A 13,319-nucleotide genomic window follows, 5' to 3' on the forward strand; every position below is an offset into this window, starting at 1 on the left:
TGCCGGGCCGCCGCGCCCGGGGATGGACCCGCACGACGCGACGTGCCGGCGACCGACCTGCGGTCACCGTCGCTCGCGGCACCGTCGCCCCCGAATGCGCCGATCCAGACTCTTGAATAGGTACCACATCCACCGTTCGCGGTGGGGGCACCCGCGTGCGCGTCACCACGGCCAGGTTGTCGGCGGGTCGGCCATACTGGGTCGGTGAGTACGACCGAAGCGCTGCCGTCCCGCCTGCTCGGCGTGGCACACCGGATACCCACGTCGGTCGACGAGCTCCGAGGGCCGGATCGCGGTCGGGTGAGCCTGCCGGTGCGCCTCGCCTGGTCCGGGCTCACGGACTTTGACGTCAACGACTCCGGGCAGCGGCTCACGCTGTACCGCACGTTGATGGACTGCGGCCAACGTGAGGACATCGTCCGGTACGTCAATCCCGCGCTGCTCCGCACTGACTGGCCCCGCATCCGCAGGTTGACCGCGCGACGGGTCATCGCGCTCTGGGAGAGCCGAATGTCCGGCCTCGCCGCATAGTCGTGGACGAGTTGCATCTGCAGTTGCTGCGCATCGGATTCGGGGCCGGCGACGATCTCGGTCTGGTACTCGCCGGCGGCTACGCCCTCGCCGCGCACGAGCTTATCCGTCGCCCGTCCCGCGACATCGACTTCGCCACCGCCACCGCCTTACCGCTGCCTTCCGTAGCCGATCGGTTGACGGCGGCATACCAGGCCGCAGGCTTTGGCTGCCACGTGGTCGAAGCAACGCCTCGCATGGCCCGGCTGGTCGTCAGCGGCTCAGCCGGTGCCTGCGAGGTCGATCTGTTGAAGGAAGCGATCGGTCCGCCCGCCGAACTGCACGTGGGTCCGGTGTTGGCGCTTCAGGACGCTGTAGGACTCAAGGTCCGGGCGCCGCACGACCGCGCTGCTCATCGCGACTACATCGACGTCCAGGCTGCCAACAAGTTGATGGAATGCACCGAGATGGAGGCCTTGGCAGCCCGACACACGGCTGGATTCTCGCTTCATGACCTCGCGGACCGACTCGGCGGGATCGACGAACTCGACGTCGGGACGTTCGCGGCCTACGGCCTGGGTGAGAACGACATAGTAGAACTGCGCCGCTGGGCGCGACGGTGGGAGGTGGACATCCGGACGCGACTCGCCAATGGCGAAAGCGGGGCGCCCGGCATCCGGGACGACGAATGGGACACCTACCTGGACCAGTTCTGACCGATCCCCTCCGGGGGAGGCGAGCAGTGCGCGCCGGGCGCAACGGTGGGGTGGGGCCTAGCCTGGGCGGATGAGCGGGTGCGTGTTCTGCGGCATCGTGGCCGGCGAAGTGCCCGCCTTCACCGTGACCGACGAGCCGGACGGGGTGGCGTTCCTGGACACCCGACCGGTGTTCAAGGGACACGTGCTGGTGGTGCCCCGCACCCACCTGGTGGCGCTGACCGACCTGCCGGCCGACGCGCTGCCCGGCTACTTCCGGCTGGTGCAGCGGATCACGGCGGCGGTGGAGACCGGTCTGGGGTCCGGTGGGACGTTCGTGGCGATGAACAACAAGGTGTCCCAGTCCGTTCCGCACCTGCACACCCACGTGGTGCCCCGGACGAAGGGCGACGGGCTGCGTGGCTTCTTCTGGCCGCGCACCCGCTACGCCGACGACGCCGAGGCGGCCGGCTTCGCCGAGCGGATCTCGGCCGCGCTGGCCTGAGGTCAGGGTGGGCGGGTAAGGAACCGGGGACCGGCGCTGTTGCACACGCTGGGAAAGCCACGAGAGGAGTCCCACCGTGTTCCTCCGCCGCATGAAGGCCGAGATGATCTCTCCTGACCAGGCCCTGCCGGGCCGCCCGCTCGCCATGCCGATCGCCGACCGGCACGAGGTGCTGCCGTCGTCGCTGAAGGGCCCGTTCCCCGAGGGCGCGCAGGTCGCCGTGTTCGGCATGGGCTGCTTCTGGGGTGCCGAGCGGCTGTTCTGGACCCTGCCCGGCGTGCTCACCACGTCCGCCGGCTACGCGGGCGGTTTCACCACCAACCCGACGTACGAGGAGGTGTGCTCCGGCATGACCGGGCACGCCGAGGTGGTCCAGGTGGTCTACGACCCGTCGACGATCGCCTACGAGGACCTGCTCAAGGTCTTCTGGGAGAACCACGACCCGACCCAGGGCATGCGCCAGGGCAACGACGTGGGCACCCAGTACCGCTCGGCGATCTACACCACCACCGACGAGCAGCGCGCCGCGGCGGTGGCCTCGCGGGACGCGTTCGCGCCGATCGTGGCGCGCGCCGGCAAGGGTGAGATCACCACCGAGATCGCCCCGCTGGGCGACTACTACTTCGCCGAGGACTACCACCAGCAGTACCTCGCCCCGACGAAGAATCCGGGCGGTTATTGTAACCATGGCCCCAATGGCTTGACTTGTCCGGTTGGTGTAGCCAAGACCGCCTGATCCCTTTGGTCCCACCGCCGCAGGGCCGCCGGATTCCCGACCGGCGGCCCTCGCGTCGCCGGTCGTAAACGGTGTTGTCGCGCCCGGCACTGCGGGGAGATCCTGCAGCCATGACCATCCAAGAATCCGAAGTACGCGCCGACTTCGACCGTCGGGTCGGCTCGCTGCGGGGCCGCCGCGTGCTTTCCATCGGATATTGGGATCTGAGCAGCGTGGGGCCGGACGCCGAGTGGGACTTCGACGACTGGCACCACGCCGTGATGGGCGTCCAGTTGGCAACCGATGCGGGTCCGGTGACGGTGACGTGGACTGCGACCTTCTACCCGTACGGCGTCGAGGTTTTCCTGCAACCGATTGACCACCACGTCGACCGGGCCGGGACGCAACGGGTTGGGCCAAGTGCCGATTCGCGCTGGACAGCGGCGCTGGGTCAGCCGGTACGCGATGCACGGGTGTCGTGGGACCGGTTCACCGTCGGACCTGCCATGCGGTCGGACGGTCAAGTGATCGGCCTCGGCCGACCGCATGACGTAGACGTCCCGACGGCTCTGCGGTTGGACTTCGACGGCGGCCCGGTGTGGTTCGTCGCCGGTATGCCGCAGTTCCCGAACCCGGAAAGGGTGTTCATTCCGGGGGACGAGATCGTGGTCGTGTTCACGGCCTCGAGAATGTGCCAGATGGGCTACACGGACCCGGAATTCATCGGGTGAGCCGGTAGAAGCACTACACCGTTCGCCAGGATCGAAGAATCCGAACGGCTCGACGGGCGACTGCTACGCGAGCACCACCTGTCCGAGTTCCTGGGTGCACCGGGTGAGCGCGACGTAGAGGCCGTTCCAGCCGCGCGGCTCGGCGGCGATCCCCCGGGGGTCGATGAGGAGCGTCGCGTCCCATTCCAGTCCCTTGGACTGGGTCGCGGTGAGCACCGGCACACCGCTCAGCGCGGCCAGGAGTTCGGCCACGCGGGCGGCGGGGGCGATGACGCCGACCGTCCCACCCCGCCACCGTTGCCGCAGCTCCCGCACCGCTTCGGTGGCGACGCCGGCCAGCTCGGTGGGCGTGACCGTGCGCACCCAGGGGTCGATGCCGGAGGAGCGCACCGCCCTTGGCGGCGCGTTGCGGCTGCCGGCTTCTCGCAGAACGGGCTCGGTGAGGCTCATGACCTCACGCGGGGTCCGGTAGCAGATGGTCAGTTCCGCGGCGGTCCAGCGGTCCCGGAAGGCCGCCCGCACCGCCTGGGCCCAGCTGGTGTGCCGGTGCGCGGCCTCCGCCTGGTCGATGTCGCCGACCGCGGTGATGGAACGACCGGGACAGCGCCGCAGGACCATCTGCCACTGCATCTCGGACAGTTCCTGCGCCTCGTCGACGACGACGTGGCCGTACACCCAGTCGCGTCGCCGACGGGCCTGGTCGGCGACGAACTCGCCCTGTGGTCGCGGGGCCTCGACCTCGCCCAGCAGGTCGGCGAGCGCGTCGAGCAGGGGGACGTCGCTCGATGCCCACGGTGCGGGCTCGGTCGAGACGGCGATGATCTCCTCCGTGGTCAGCCGGGGGGCGAACCGGGCCAACAGGGTGCGGTCGGCCAGGAGATCACGTAGGAGGGTTTCCGCGTCCAGGCTGGGCCACCATGCCTCGACGAACCGGGCGATGGCGGCATTGGCGGCGATCCGACCGGGCAGGCTTTCGACTTCCTCCTCGGAGAGCAGTCCGTCCACGTCGCTGCCGGCGGGTCTCCGGCCGACGGGGTCGTACCGCATGCTCCGGTCGACGCGGGCGAGGATGTCCTCGAAGCCCTCCTCCATCTCGTTCATCAGCGCCTCGCGCTGCTCGACGACGGCGTCGGCGAGGATGTGATGCAGCTGCTCGGCGAACGCCGCACGGGCGCGGTGGTACGGGCGGCCCTGCACCGCCGAGGCGAGCGTCTGTGCCACGGTCGCGGCGGGGATCAAGTAGAACTCCCCCTCCCAGCGCAGCTTCAGGTCACGGGGCGGGGGAAGCAGCGACGTGACGTAGGTCTCCAGAGCGGTCTGCCAGAGGACGCGGCCCTTGATCTCGGCCAGGAGCCGGCTCTCGTCGCGCTGCACGCGGATCCCGGGCAGCAGGGTGTCGCAGGTCGCCGAGACGACGGCGGTCTCACCGAGCGCCGGCAGCACCTGGGCGATGTAGCGGAGGAACCGCGGCGAGGGGCCGAGAACCAGGACCGCCTGCTCGGCCATCGTGGGGTGGGCGAACAGCAGATAGGCGACGCGGTGCAGGGCCACCACGGTCTTGCCGGTGCCGGGACCCCCTTGAACGATCAACGGGCCGGTCGCCTCGGCCCGGATGATGTCGTCCTGTTCGCGCTGCAGCGTGGAGACCGCTGTCGACATGCGGCCCGTACGGCGCTCGTCCAGGGCGGCCAGCAGCGCGCCCTCACCGACGAGTTCCGCGGTTGTCGTCCCGTCCAGTGGCTCGTCGTCCACGCCGACGACGGTCGATTCCGTCGTGCGGATGTGCCGACGCCGCGTCTGACCCTGGGGGTCGACGGCCGTCGCGGTGTAGAACGGTCGAGCCGCGGGAGCCCGCCAATCCAGCAGCAGCGGCTCACCGCCCTCGCCGTCGTCGCGGAGACCGACGCGGCCGACGTGTCGTACGGTGCCGTCACGGGCGTCGAGACGGCCGAAGACCAGCCCTTCCCGTGCTCGCCGCAGTTCCTCGTGCTGCCGGCGGAGCATGCGCTGCCGCGCCCGTTCCACCGCATCCGAGGGGTCTGACGACAGCTCGGTCCGCAGGTGGTCGGCGAGCGTGTCGCGCCGGGCCGTGGCCAGGTCGAGAAACGCCTGTTCCTCGGCGATCGCGGATCGACGCGCGACACCGTCGGCGGAACCGGCGGCGCCGCCGGTCGAAGAAGATTTCTGACGCATTCGCGAATCCCCGTATCGGCGCTTTCCGTCGGCCCCGACGAGCCGCAGCGCATTCCGGCGGCAAGCATAGAGTCGGCTTCTCCGCATCGGCCAGGAAACCAATCCGCGGAGACAGGAGTCTCAATGTCTTGCCGCCCGGGGCCATTTGTGGCCTTCGGCGGCCGGCCGCTCCCGCGGCGACCCGAACCGGGTCTGCGGGGTTCGTCACACCCCAGGGGCGGTGGGTTTCCGGCATTCGCCGCAGCCGGGCAGGAACCGAAACCGTGACAGGCGACCACCCTCGGTGACGGCGCACTGTAGCAAGCTGTCACACGTTCGTCATCGTCTCAACAGGCGAACTGCAACAAGCTCTGGCAGCATTGTCTCGCATGTGCGGACTTGCGGGAGAGTTCCGCCGTGACGGTTCACGCGCCGACGTCTCGGCCGTGGAGCGGATGGCGGCCACGATGAGTGACCGAGGGCCCGACGACAGCGGCGTCTGGTCGCAGGGCCCGACCGCGCTGGGACACCGGCGCCTCAAGATCATCGACTTGTCCGCGGCGAGCGGCCAACCGATCGTCGATGCCGCCGCGGGCCTCACCGGGGTCTTCAACGGCTGCATCTACAACTACCGGGAACTGCGCGCCGAACTGCAGGCCAAGGGCCACCGCTTCTTCTCCTCCGGGGACAGCGAGGTCGTGGTCAAGGCGTACGCCGAGTGGGGGCTCGACTTCGTCGACCACCTGATCGGCATGTTCGCGGTGGCGATCAGCGAGCGCGACACCGGCCGCCTGGTGCTGGCCCGCGACCGCCTCGGCATCAAGCCGCTCTACCTGGCCGAGAGCCCCGGCGTGGTGCGCTTCGCCTCGACCCTGCCGGCGCTGCTCGCCGGCGGCGGCGTCGACACCACCATCGACCGGGTGGCGCTCGCCCACTACCTGAGCTTCCACAGCATCGTGCCGCCGCCGCGGACCATCCTCGCCGGCGTCACCAAGCTGCCGCCGGCCACGGTCCGGGTGTACGAGGCGGACGGCACCACCCGCGACCGGGTCTACTGGGACCCGACGTTCGGCCGGGCCGACGAGCGGGCCGGCTGGTCCGAGCGCGACTGGCAGGACGCGCTGCTCGACTCGCTCACCACCGCCGTGCGTCGCCGGATGGTGGCCGACGTGCCGGTGGGCGTGCTGCTCTCCGGCGGCCTCGACTCCAGCCTGGTGGTCGCGCTGCTGGCCGGCGAGGGGCAGGCCCGGTCCGGCCTGGCCACGTTCTCCATCGGCTTCGACGCGGTGGGCGGCCGGGAGGGCGACGAGTTCGTCTACTCCGACCTGGTGGCGAAGACGTTCGGCACCGACCACCACCAGATCCGGGTGCCCACCGGCGACCTGCTGCCGCCGTTGGAGGCCGCCGTCTCGGCCATGAGCGAACCCATGGTCAGCCACGACTGCGTGGCGTTCTGGCTGCTCAGCCAGGAGGTCGCCCGGCACGTGAAGGTGGTCCAGTCGGGCCAGGGCGCGGACGAGATCCTGGGCGGCTACCACTGGTACCCGCCGCTGGCCGGGGTGGACCGCGAGCAGGCGCTCGAAACGTACGCCAAGGCGTTCTTCGACCGCGACGCGGCCGGACTGGCCCGCGTGCTCAACCCCGACTGGCTGGCCGACGGCGACCCGGCACGCGAGTTCGTCGCCGCCCACCTGGGCCGGGCCGGCGCGCAGACCGCCGTCGACGCGGGCCTGCGGATCGACACCCAGGTGATGCTGACCGACGACCCGGTGAAGCGGGTCGACAACATGACCATGGCGCACGGGCTGGAGGCCCGGGTGCCGTTCCTCGACCACGAGTTCGTCGAGCTGGCCGCGAGCTGCCCGCCGGAGCTGAAGCTGGCCCAGGGCGGCAAGGGCGTGCTCAAGGAGATCGGCCGGCGGGTGCTGCCGCACGAGGTCATCGACCGGCCCAAGGGCTACTTCCCGGTGCCCGGCCTCACCCACCTGGAGGGCAAGCTCCTCGACCGGGTACGCGACGCGCTCAGCGCCCCGGAGGCGCGCCGCCGTGACCTGTTCCGCGCCGACTACGTCGACGCGCTGCTCGCCGACCCGAACGCCGAACTGACCCCGTTGAACGGAAACAAGCTGTGGCAACTGGGACTCCTGGAAATGTGGCTCCAGAGCCACGGAATCGACTGACCATGACCGACACCCTCGCCACCGGCACGGCACGCACCGACCGGGAACGGGTGCTGGGCCGGCGCCGGGAACGCGTCGGCCCGGGCGGCGACCCGGTCGCCCCGGGCACGCCGGAGCCGCGCCGCCCGGACGCCGAGCCGGCCGACGCCTCCGGCGTCGTGCTGGACTGCGGTTGGGGCCGGCTGGTCTTCGGCCAGACCTTCGCCGACCAGGTGCACGTGGCCGACGTGCTGCGCTCCGAGGCGAACGGCGCCCGGGACATCTGCATCTACCTGCGCGACCCGCACGTGCTGGTCTCCCGGCTGCCGGACGAGCTGTTCATCGACCCGTCGCTGACCTACCGGTTGCCGCTGGGCGAGCACCGGCCGGCCGCCACCGAGGGCGGCGAGATCCCCGGGCTGACCATCCGGGCGCTGCGCGACGCCGACGACGCGGACGCGGTGAACCGGATCTACGCCCGCAACGGCATGGTCACCGCCCCGGTCGACGTGCTGGTCGACAACGCCGGCACCGACCGGTTCCTGCACCTGGTCGCCGAGGACGTGACGGGCGAGGTGGTCGGCACCATCACCGGCGTCGACCACGTCGCGGTCTTCGACGACCCGGAGCGCGGCGCCAGCCTCTGGTGCCTCACGGTGGACTTCAACACCGCGCCGCCCGGCACCGGCCAGGCGCTGCTCACCGCGCTCGCCGACCGGCTCGACGCGCGCGGCCGGGCGTACGTGGACCTGTCCGTGCTGGCCGAGAACTCGGGTGCGATCCGGCTCTACGAGCGGCTCGGCTTCCACCGCACCGGCACGCTCTGCGTGAAGCGGAAGAACCCGATCAACGAGCGGCTCTTCCTGCCCGCCATGCCGGCCGGGTACGACGAGCTGAACCCGTACGCGAAGATCGTCGCGGACGAGGCGATGCGGCGCGGCATCCGGGTGGAGGTGACCGACCCGCACTGGGGTGAGCTGAAGCTGACCAGCGGCGGCCGGACCATCCACACCCGCGAGTCGCTGTCCGAGCTGACCTCGGCGGTGGCGATGAGCCGCTGCGACGACAAGCGGGTCACCCGGCGCATCCTCACCGAGGCCGGGCTGTCCGTGCCGCGCGGGCGCACCGCCACCGGCGAGCCCGACGACCTGGCGTTCCTGACCGACGTGGGCCCGGTGGTGGTCAAGCCGGCGCGCGGCGAGCAGGGCAACGGGATCACCGTCGGGGTGCGGACGCCGGAGGCGCTGACCGCCGCCGTGGAGCTGGCCCGCCGGTTCTGCCCGGACGTGTTGATCGAGGAGCTGCGCGCGGGCGAGGACCTGCGGGTGGTGGTGATCGACCACGAGGTGGTGGCCGCCGCGGTCCGCCGGCCGGCGCAGATCACCGGCGACGGGGTGCACGACGTCACCGAGCTGATCGACCGGCAGAGCCGCCGCCGGGCCGCCGCCACCGGCGGCGAGTCCCGGATCCCGGTCGACGACATGACCCGCGAGGTGGTGGCCGAGGCCGGCTACCAGATGCACGACGTGCTGCCGGAGGGGCAGGTGCTGGCGGTCCGCCGGACGGCCAACCTGCACACCGGCGGCACCATCCACGACGTGACCGCCGAGCTGCACCCGGCGATCGCCGAGGCGTGCGTGACCGCCAGCCGGGCGCTGGACATCCCGGTCACCGGGCTGGACCTGCTGGTCCCCGCCCCGGACGCGCCGGAACACGTCTTCATCGAGGCCAACGAACGGCCGGGCCTGGCCAACCACGAGCCGCAGCCGACCGCCGAACGGTTCGTCGACCTGCTCTTCCCGGGCACGCGGGCACCGCAGCGACTCTGGTCGCCGGCCGGTGCGGCAGGCTCTGGGGCATGACCGCACGGAAACCCGAACCGCTCAAGCTCGACCTCGAATACCTGCGCCAGGTGCTGGTGGAACTGCTGGAGATCCCCAGCCCGTCCGGGCGTACCGACCACATCCAGCAGTACGTGGGCGAACGGCTCTCCGCGCTCGGGATCAGCTCCACGCTGACCCGGCGCGGGGCGCTGAGCGCCAGCCTGCCCGGCCCCCGGGCCACCGGCGCGGACCGGGCGGTCGTGGTGCACACCGACACCATCGGCGGCATGGTGAAGCGGCTCAAGGAGAACGGCCGGCTGGAGATCAACCCGATCGGCACGCACAGCGCCCGCTTCGCCGAGGGTGCCCACGTGCGGATCTTCACCGACGACCTGGACCGAGTGGTCACCGGCCAGATCCTTCCGCTGAAGGCGAGCGGGCACCGCTACAACGAGGCGGTCGACCTCCAGGGCGTCGGCTGGGAGCTGGTGGAGGTCCGGGTCGACGAGCCGGTGACCGACGAGGCGGGCCTGCGGGCGCTCGGCATCGACGCCGGCGACTTCGTCGCGCTGCTGCCCAACCCGTCGATCACCCCCAGCGGATATGTCAAGTCCCGGCACCTGGACGACAAGGCCGGCGTCGCCGCCGTGCTGACCGCGTTCAAGGCGATGGTCGACGCCGGCGTCACCCCGGCGGTCACCGCGCACCTGCTGGTCACCGTCACCGAGGAGATCGGCCACGGCGCCAGCCACGGGCTGGACCCGGACGTGGCGGAGATCGTCTCGGTGGACGCGGCGGTGGTCGCGCCCGGCCAGCAGTCCCGGGAGAACGCCGCCACCCTGGCGATGGGCGACGGCGTCGGGCCGTTCGACTACCACCTCACCCGCAACCTGGCCTCGATCGCCAAGGAGCACGGCGTCGACCTGGTCCGCGACGTCTTCGACTACTACCGCTCGGACGCGGCGTCGGCGGTCGAGGCCGGCGCGCACGCCCGGGTGGCGCTGCTCGGCTTCGGCGTGGACGCCACCCACGGCCACGAACGCACCCACCTGGACGGCCTGCACCAGCTCACCCAACTGCTCTGCCTCTATCTGCAGAGCCCACTGGTGTTCCCCGAGTGGGACGCCGAGCCGGAGGGCGACCTGGCCGACTTCCCGTCGCTGGCGGTGCAGCCCGCACACGAGGACGGTCCCCGCGAGGGCCCGATCGGGCTGGACTGAACGTCTGTGATCGAAATTCGTTGCCGATGCCGCCGGGAAGTGGATAGCGTGGCGGTACACGGGAAAGGAGGTGGTCCAGACTTGTATAGCAATCGGACTCGTGAGGTGGCTGTCCGCTAGCCGCTGTCCTCGACAGTGAAGAACGATCGTCGAGACCGTGTGGCAGCGGTGCGGCGAAACCACGACAGCCACCCGACCCCCGGGGTGCCGGCCCAGTCCAGCCGGCCCGCGCGCGAGCGCGGAAGCCCCGGGGGTCGCTTCATGCCCGGGAGAAAACCTTGTCCATGCGTGAGCTGGTGGTGCTCGGGACGGCCAGCCAGGCCCCGACCCGCCGGCGCAACCACAACGGCTACCTGCTGCGGTGGGACGACGAGGTGATCCTCTTCGACCCGGGTGAGGGCAGCCAGCGCCAGATGCTGCACACCGGCGTCACCGCCACCGACCTGACCCGGATCTGCGTCACCCACTTCCACGGCGACCACTGCCTCGGCCTGCCCGGCATGATCCAGCGGCTCTCCCTGGACCGGGTGCCGCACCCGGTGGCGGTGCACTTCCCGGCCGGCGGCGCCGACTACTTCGCCCGGCTGCGCCACGCCTCCAGCTTCCACGAGACCGCCGAGCTGGCCGTCGAGCCGATCGACGCCGACGGGCAGCGCATCGCGCTGGGCATCGGCACGCTGGAGGCCCGCCGGCTACGGCACCCCGTCGAGACGTACGGCTACCGCCTGGTCGAGCCGGACGGCTGCCGGCTGCTGCCGGAGCGGCTGTCCGCGTACGGCATCGCCGGTCCGGCGGTGGGGCAGTTGCTGCGCGAGGGTCACCTGGACCTCGGCGGGCGTCGCGTCGACCGGGACGAGGTGAGCGTCACCCGACCGGGGCAGCGGTTCGCGTTCGTGATGGACACCGGGCTCTGCGACGGGGTGTACGCGCTGGCCGAGCACGCCGACCTGCTCGTCATCGAATCGACGTTCCTGGCGTCTGAGGCCGCACTCGCCGCCGAGGTCGGCCACCTCACCGCCGGCCAGGCCGCGCGGGTCGCGGCCGAGTCGGGGGTACGCACGCTCGTGCTCACCCACTTCTCCCAGCGGTACGCCGACCCGCGCCGGTTCCACGACGAGGCGCGGGAACACTTCGCCGGGGAACTGGTGATCGCCGAGGACCTCGAGACGGTGCCGGTGCCGCCCCGCCGGGTACCGTCGCCGGAGTGACCGTCTCCCTACGCCCCGCGACCGAGGCCGACCTGATGGCGGTCGGCGCCCTGCACCAGCGATCCCGGGTGGCGGCGTACTCGTCGTTCCTGCCGCCGGAGGCGCTGGCCGACCCCACCGAGGAGGCGATGGGCCGCTACTGGGTGGAGCGGCTCACCTGGGAGGCCGCCGACCACCGGATGACAGTGGTCGAGCGGGATGGGCGACTGGTGGGCTTCAGCTACCTGGGCCCCGACGACGAGGGCGACCCGGCGACCGGCCTGCTCAACGCCATCCACCTGGAGCCGGACGAGCGGGGCCGGGGCACCGGGCGGGCGCTCATGGTGGACGCGCTGGACGCGATGCGGGCCCGTGGCTGGACCCGGGCCGTGCTCTGGGTGCTGCACGACAACACCTCCGCGCGGCGCTTCTACGAGCGCGGCGGCTGGCGTGCCACCGGCGAGCGGCGCACCGACCGCATCGGCACCGCCCTCGTCCCCCAACTCCGCTACGCCCGTGCGGTGTAAGGAGGGGCCCCTTCTTAACGCATCCGGTAGAGGAGGGGCCCCCGCTTAACACCTCCGCCGTTCGCTCTCAGCGGATGTGGGCATGGGCGCGGACGGGAGCCGCGTTGCTGGCGACATGGACACCGAGGACACCGGGCGGGCCGACGACGCCGCGCTCGACGCGTACTCCCGGGTGGTGACCGGCGTGGCGGCGAAGGTGCTGCCCGCGGTCGCGGCCCTGTCGGTGCGGACGCCGCGCGGCGCGGGCGCCGGGTCGGCCGTGGTGATCGACCCGGACGGGCTGCTGCTGACCAGCGCGCACGTCGTGCAGGGCGCGAGCGGCGGCGTGGCCGCCTTCGGCGACGGCACCGAGACCGGCTTCCGGGTGGTCGGCGCGGACCCGCTGTCGGACCTGGCCGTGCTGCGCGCCGACGAGGCCGGCGTGCCGCCGGTCGAGCTGGGCGACGCCGACCGGCTGCGAATCGGGCAACTGGTGGTCGCGGTCGGCAACCCGATGGGGCTCGCCGGGTCGGTCACCGCCGGCGTGGTCTCCGGGCTGGGCCGGTCGCTGCCCGCGCGGGACGGGCGGCTGGTCCGGCTGATCGAGGACGTCATCCAGACCGACGCCGCGCTCAACCCGGGCAACTCGGGCGGGGCGCTCGCCGACTCCGCCGGCCGCGTCGTGGGGGTGAACACCGCGGTCGCCGGGTACGGGCTGGGGCTCGCCGTGCCGATCAACCCGACCACCCGGCAGATCGTCGCCGACCTGACCGGGCAGGGGCGGGTGCGGCGGGCGTGGCTCGGGGTGGCGGGCGCGCCGGTGCCGCTGCCGCCGGAGGTGACCGCGCGGACCGGCCAGCGGCGTGGGCTGCGGGTGGTGGAGGTGGTGCCGGGCAGCCCGGCCGGGGTGGCCGGGATCTACCTCGGCGACGTGATCGTCTCGGCCGGCGGTCGGCCGGTGCGGGACGGGCAGAGCCTGCAACGGCTCATGCTCGGACCGGCCATCGGCGTCCGGCTGCCGGTCACCCTGCTGCGCAAGGGGGCGTACGTCGACGTGGTGGCGGTCCCCACCGAGCTGGGTCGGTGAGAGGGGGCC

12 protein-coding genes are annotated in these 13,319 nt (G+C 71.8%); 11 read left to right on the forward strand and 1 reads right to left on the reverse strand.

The window, feature by feature from the left end:
- Positions 1–204: 204 nt before the first annotated feature.
- The 5 genes from GA0070213_RS08985 to GA0070213_RS09005 all read left to right on the forward strand — a co-directional run bounded on the left by GA0070213_RS08985 (position 205) and on the right by GA0070213_RS09005 (position 3,156).
- Complete coding sequence (locus GA0070213_RS08985) at positions 205–531, forward strand: hypothetical protein (RefSeq protein WP_091060561.1); 327 nt, start codon at positions 205–207, stop codon at positions 529–531.
- Positions 532–533: 2 nt separating this feature from the next.
- Complete coding sequence (locus GA0070213_RS08990; RefSeq protein WP_175441272.1) at positions 534–1,226, forward strand: nucleotidyl transferase AbiEii/AbiGii toxin family protein; 693 nt, start codon at positions 534–536, stop codon at positions 1,224–1,226.
- Positions 1,227–1,296: 70 nt separating this feature from the next.
- Positions 1,297–1,710, forward strand: coding sequence for an HIT family protein (locus GA0070213_RS08995; RefSeq protein WP_091060569.1), 414 nt, complete (start codon positions 1,297–1,299; stop codon positions 1,708–1,710).
- Positions 1,711–1,786: 76 nt separating this feature from the next.
- Positions 1,787–2,446 carry a peptide-methionine (S)-S-oxide reductase MsrA gene (msrA, locus tag GA0070213_RS09000; protein WP_091060572.1) on the forward strand — a complete coding sequence of 220 codons (660 nt, stop codon included), beginning with the start codon at positions 1,787–1,789 and terminating at the stop codon, positions 2,444–2,446.
- Between the two features lie 110 nt (positions 2,447–2,556).
- Positions 2,557–3,156, forward strand: a complete 600-nt coding sequence (locus GA0070213_RS09005) for a hypothetical protein (protein WP_091060576.1) — start codon at positions 2,557–2,559, stop codon at positions 3,154–3,156.
- A gap of 63 nt (positions 3,157–3,219) precedes the next feature.
- On the opposite strand, the gene GA0070213_RS09010 is transcribed toward GA0070213_RS09005, so the two are convergent.
- Positions 3,220–5,349 carry a HelD family protein gene (locus GA0070213_RS09010; RefSeq protein WP_091060581.1) on the reverse strand — a complete coding sequence of 710 codons (2,130 nt, stop codon included), beginning with the start codon at positions 5,347–5,349 and terminating at the stop codon, positions 3,220–3,222.
- Between the two features lie 368 nt (positions 5,350–5,717).
- Between GA0070213_RS09010 and GA0070213_RS09015 the strand changes: the two genes are divergently transcribed.
- The 6 genes from GA0070213_RS09015 (at position 5,718) to GA0070213_RS09040 (ending at position 13,310) form a co-directional block, all read left to right on the forward strand.
- Positions 5,718–7,508, forward strand: a complete 1,791-nt coding sequence (locus GA0070213_RS09015) for an N-acetylglutaminylglutamine amidotransferase (RefSeq protein ID WP_091060584.1) — start codon at positions 5,718–5,720, stop codon at positions 7,506–7,508.
- A gap of 2 nt (positions 7,509–7,510) precedes the next feature.
- Positions 7,511–9,349 carry an N-acetylglutaminylglutamine synthetase gene (ngg, locus tag GA0070213_RS09020; protein ID WP_091060588.1) on the forward strand — a complete coding sequence of 613 codons (1,839 nt, stop codon included), beginning with the start codon at positions 7,511–7,513 and terminating at the stop codon, positions 9,347–9,349.
- Positions 9,346–10,530, forward strand: a complete 1,185-nt coding sequence (locus GA0070213_RS09025) for an osmoprotectant NAGGN system M42 family peptidase (protein WP_091060593.1) — start codon at positions 9,346–9,348, stop codon at positions 10,528–10,530. The genes ngg and GA0070213_RS09025 overlap by 4 nt, the downstream gene beginning before the upstream one ends.
- A 278-nt stretch (positions 10,531–10,808) precedes the next feature.
- Positions 10,809–11,738 carry a ribonuclease Z gene (locus GA0070213_RS09030; protein ID WP_091060597.1) on the forward strand — a complete coding sequence of 310 codons (930 nt, stop codon included), beginning with the start codon at positions 10,809–10,811 and terminating at the stop codon, positions 11,736–11,738.
- Positions 11,735–12,244, forward strand: a complete 510-nt coding sequence (locus GA0070213_RS09035; RefSeq protein WP_091060600.1) for a GNAT family N-acetyltransferase — start codon at positions 11,735–11,737, stop codon at positions 12,242–12,244. The genes GA0070213_RS09030 and GA0070213_RS09035 overlap by 4 nt, the downstream gene beginning before the upstream one ends.
- A gap of 115 nt (positions 12,245–12,359) precedes the next feature.
- Positions 12,360–13,310 (forward strand): S1C family serine protease, encoded by a 951-nt coding sequence (locus GA0070213_RS09040; RefSeq protein WP_091060604.1) that lies wholly within the window; start codon positions 12,360–12,362, stop codon positions 13,308–13,310.
- Positions 13,311–13,319 lie beyond the last annotated feature (9 nt).

This window comes from Micromonospora humi (assembly GCF_900090105.1).
In the GTDB taxonomy this organism is placed as follows: domain Bacteria; phylum Actinomycetota; class Actinomycetes; order Mycobacteriales; family Micromonosporaceae; genus Micromonospora; species Micromonospora humi.